We start from the raw sequence: 4,000 nt of genomic DNA on the forward strand, positions 1-4,000 counted from the left end.
AATAAAAAAATAAATAAAGCCCTCCAAAAAAATGAGTAACGAAAGGGCCTAGTTAGGTGTTGTCTTCTTTGGAAAATTGTTTTCATACAAAAGTATAAAATTCAGGCTCTATTCTGCTCTCAGCAGAGTAAGCCACGTCCGGCTCCAGCGCCCAGCGGCTAGTGTGCAACACCCGCCTCCGTACGATAAGTCAACATCGACTCCCTCAGGTCGTCGTGTTTCCTTTATCTCCTACGGCTCAGTCCAGCACATACGCCGCTAAACGGGCGCTTACGCCTTTGTTCTATATTGATCCCGTTTTAATTGCTTTAGTATCGCCCGTCTCGTTACAATGCCATCAAAATAACCTTCCTCATCTGCAACGCAAACGAATGGATAATTAATCACCGTGTTTAATCCATCCATAAACGTTTTTTCTTTAGTTAAACGCGGAATATCAACATTCATCACTTCGTGCACACGCATATCGGCAAGCTTTTCAAATTCAAAACGCTCCAGCCCTAAAATTTGATTTAATATAATCGTTTTCCCTATCGTACCAGCCAATTTATACTCCGCATCCAAAACAGGCACAGCAGAATAACCCGATTTAACCAGCACTAATAAGGCATGCTCCAATGGATTATTTACTTGGACATGTGCTACCTTTTCAGAAGGGATCATAACCTCTTCAATCATAATATCTGTTAATTGTTTATCCTGTATAGTACTCATAAAAAAACGCTCCTTTACATGGTAATAATAAGGAGAAAGCATTCATCTACAAATTCAGTTTACCATAATTTACGTATAGAAACATGGTTTACCGAATATCACTTACCGCTATTTGCTGATCATGTTTAAAAGACATTTATAATTTTGGCATATCGTAGTATACTTAAAATAAACTATGTCACAAAGAACGGGTTGAGGGAAAATTCATGACAACACACACGTATACAAAACAAGAAGAAATCGCCCACGCTATTACACACGGGATCGGTGCATTACTAAGTATTGCAGGATTGGTTTTGCTGATCATATATGCCTCGTTAAACGGAAGTCCATGGCAGATTGTTTCCGTAACGATCTTTGGTGTTACCATGCTATTCATGTATTCAACATCAACGATTGTGCACAGCCTGCCTGAGGGAAAATGGAAGGACATTTTTCAAATTTTTGATCATTCGTCCATATATCTGTTTATTGCTGGAACATATACACCCTTATTACTTGTACTGCTCAGAGGCGAAATAGGCTGGATTTTATTCGGTATCGTTTGGGGAATCGCGATCTGCGGAATCGTATTTAAAATATTTTTCGTAAAAAAATTCCTTGTTTTATCAACAATTTTTTATATTGCAATGGGCTGGCTCATTATCCTTGTCTGGGGGCCGCTAACATCGGTCATGCATGAAACTGGTATTCTTCTGTTAATTACAGGTGGCATTTTCTATACAGTTGGTGCAATATTTTACGTATGGCGCAGTTTTCCATATCACCATGCTGTATGGCATTTGTTCGTCATTGCTGGATCAGCTTTTCACTTCTTTTCAATATTTTATTACGTCATCTGAAAAAACGCGTGTTATCTTAGCCCAGTTAACACGCGTTTTTTCCACGTATTACATGCGTCGGAAGCCCGAATCAATCTAAAAAGGAAACTTATTCAACCATTGTCCCCCATCCATTGTTACAACTTCACCGTTAATATAGGCCGCTTTGTCCGACAATAAAAAATGAGCTAAGTCGGCAATTTCCTCCGGGGTGCCAAGCCGCTTTAACGGAACAGAATTGATGGTACGGTTTGCCGCCTGCTCCGATTCAAATAATTTACCAGCACCACCCGTTCGTTCAATTGGACCCGGAGCAACCGCATTCACACGTATCCCGTACCTCATTCCCCATTCAACCGCCAGCGTTCGGGTCATATTTAGCACACCCGCTTTTGCTGCTGAGGAGTGAATAACCCCGGCACCGGCATTCCACGCGTAAGTTGCTACCATGTTTAAAATGGAACCTTTTTCGCCGTTATCAATCCAGTATTTGCCAACTGCACGACTGCAATAAAATGTACCATTTAACACAATATCAATAACTGCATTCCATCCATTTACGGACAAATCCTCTGCTGGGCAAATAAAGTTTCCAGCAGCATTATTTACTAAATGATCAATGGTACCAAACTTCTCAATGGTTTCATTAACCATCCGTTCGACATCTTCCGGATTTCTTACATCCATATGTACAATAAGTACATCACCTGTTGCGCCGCCCATTATTTCTTCTCTTGCAGTACGCAGCCGTTCTTCATTTCTTCCCGTTAGTACAACATTTGCCCCATCTGAAGCAAATTTTTTTGCCATATGTTTTCCCATACCGCTGGAACTTCCTGTTACAATGACTGTCTGATTTTTCATAACGTCCCCCTGTAAGCGTTTTATTCCCTTCCCACCTACAATATTATTCTTGTGACAACAATAAGTCAAAAAATTTGCAGATTACAATAGCCCAGCGATCAGAAAATTTTCATATAAAAATATGCCTTATACGTGCTATAATTTTAGAAAGATATTTTTTAAGTATACTAACCACTTGGCGCTGGACTGGACGTCGCATTTCTGTCAATGAATTAATATAGTTAAAATTTAAATCTTTTCTTTACCACCGTAGAAAGGTTTGACCTTGATGAATAGAAGATCGTTTTTGAAAAAAATGTTTGGCAGCATACTTGCTATCTTTGGTATTGGCGGCGGAACCTATTATTATGCCCGTGATATCGAACCAAAAATGCTTCATATCAATAATAAAACAATTACATCTGCAAAAATCCCAAATGCTTTTCACGATTTTAAAATTGTCCAATTTTCCGATACCCATATCGGCTTTCATTATACACTTGATCAACTAAAAGATCTTGTAGCCCAAATAAACAAACAAAATCCGGATCTGATTGTTTTCACAGGTGATCTTGTTGATGAACCGAATACGTATAATTGGAATCATCAGCTGATTACTGTTTTACGAACTTTAACCGCGAAGCAAGGGAAATATTGGATATATGGAAATCATGATCATGGCGGTTATGGAACAAACGTTGTAAAGGATACGATGGAACAGGCAGACTTCCAGCTTTTGCAAAATCAGCATGTCACACTTAATAAGGATAATGACGGGATTATCCTGGCTGGCATTGATGACCTTATGCTCGGAAGACCTGACTTGACGAAAACGTTAAAACAGGCAAATCCTGATCTCTTTACGATCTTACTTGCCCATGAACCAGATTTTGCCGATACATCGGTCAAGTACCCTGTCGATATTCAGCTTTCGGGGCACAGTCATGGCGGACAAGTCAGATTTCCATTTATTGGTGACTTATATACACCAGCATACGCCGAAAAATATGTTCAGGGTAAGTATTCATTCAACAATGGCGATTTATTATTGTATGTCAGCAGAGGGATCGGTACAACACGGTTGCCTTATCGATTTTTATGCAAACCGGAATTCAATATCTATACATTAAAAAAAACATAACAAACCTTCATTGCCGGATTTACAGGATAAACACTAACGATACATGCTCTCTTCCCGGGGCATTCGCATATATTTTAATGAGAATGTTTAGAAAGGAAGATTCCATTGAATTATCCGGTGAATTACCAAGGTGGCCAACCATACCGTTATCCAGCCGAATCACACGATGACCAACGGCAGTTTCCTGTCCTGCCATTTCTGACTGGTCTTGCCTTTGCACCATTTTTTTACGGAGCAATACACCCCGGCGGCTATTATTACCCATACCCGCCTTATCCCCCATATTACCCGTACGGATATGGTTATCCACGTGAAGGCTATTATTAAGGTGAAAGGTTTGATCCGGAAAGTTTGGATCAGACCTTTTATTATTGTCTAGGAAATTATCACTTGCGTTGCATAAAAAACTTTCTAGCTTGTCAACCATTTTAATTTTGGGGTAATTACCATTTATTCCCTATAAGGAATATTCAGACTTGAA

At 39.5% G+C, this 4,000-nt stretch carries 5 protein-coding genes; 2 read left to right on the forward strand and 3 right to left on the reverse strand.

Annotation, left to right across the window (positions count from 1 at the left end; translation table 11 throughout):
• Positions 1-270: 270 nt before the first annotated feature.
• A complete protein-coding gene (gene cbpB / locus IEX12_RS22820; RefSeq protein ID WP_088050012.1) occupies positions 271-714 on the reverse strand; it encodes a cyclic-di-AMP-binding protein CbpB in 444 nt (147 codons plus the stop codon).
• Between the two features lie 206 nt (positions 715-920).
• Between cbpB and trhA the strand changes: the two genes are divergently transcribed.
• Positions 921-1,556: a PAQR family membrane homeostasis protein TrhA gene (gene trhA / locus IEX12_RS22825; protein ID WP_102415341.1), complete on the forward strand. Its 636-nt coding sequence runs from the start codon at positions 921-923 to the stop codon at positions 1,554-1,556.
• A 75-nt stretch (positions 1,557-1,631) separates the two neighbouring features.
• On the opposite strand, the gene fadH is transcribed toward trhA, so the two are convergent.
• The gene (fadH, locus tag IEX12_RS22830; RefSeq protein ID WP_102415342.1) at positions 1,632-2,399 is read right to left on the reverse strand and encodes a 2,4-dienoyl-CoA reductase; all 768 of its coding nucleotides are present in this window, start codon (positions 2,397-2,399) and stop codon (positions 1,632-1,634) included.
• Between the two features lie 268 nt (positions 2,400-2,667).
• On the opposite strand from fadH, the gene IEX12_RS22835 reads away from it, so the two are divergent.
• The gene (locus IEX12_RS22835) at positions 2,668-3,519 is read left to right on the forward strand and encodes a metallophosphoesterase (protein WP_188725966.1); all 852 of its coding nucleotides are present in this window, start codon (positions 2,668-2,670) and stop codon (positions 3,517-3,519) included.
• Positions 3,520-3,538: 19 nt separating this feature from the next.
• Here the strand turns inward: IEX12_RS22835 and IEX12_RS22840 are convergent, their stop codons facing one another.
• Positions 3,539-3,784: a hypothetical protein gene (locus IEX12_RS22840; protein WP_188725967.1), complete on the reverse strand. Its 246-nt coding sequence runs from the start codon at positions 3,782-3,784 to the stop codon at positions 3,539-3,541.
• Positions 3,785-4,000 lie beyond the last annotated feature (216 nt).

The sequence above is a fragment of the Lentibacillus populi genome, assembly GCA_014642895.1.
Classification (GTDB): domain Bacteria; phylum Bacillota; class Bacilli; order Bacillales; family Amphibacillaceae; genus Lentibacillus_C; species Lentibacillus_C populi.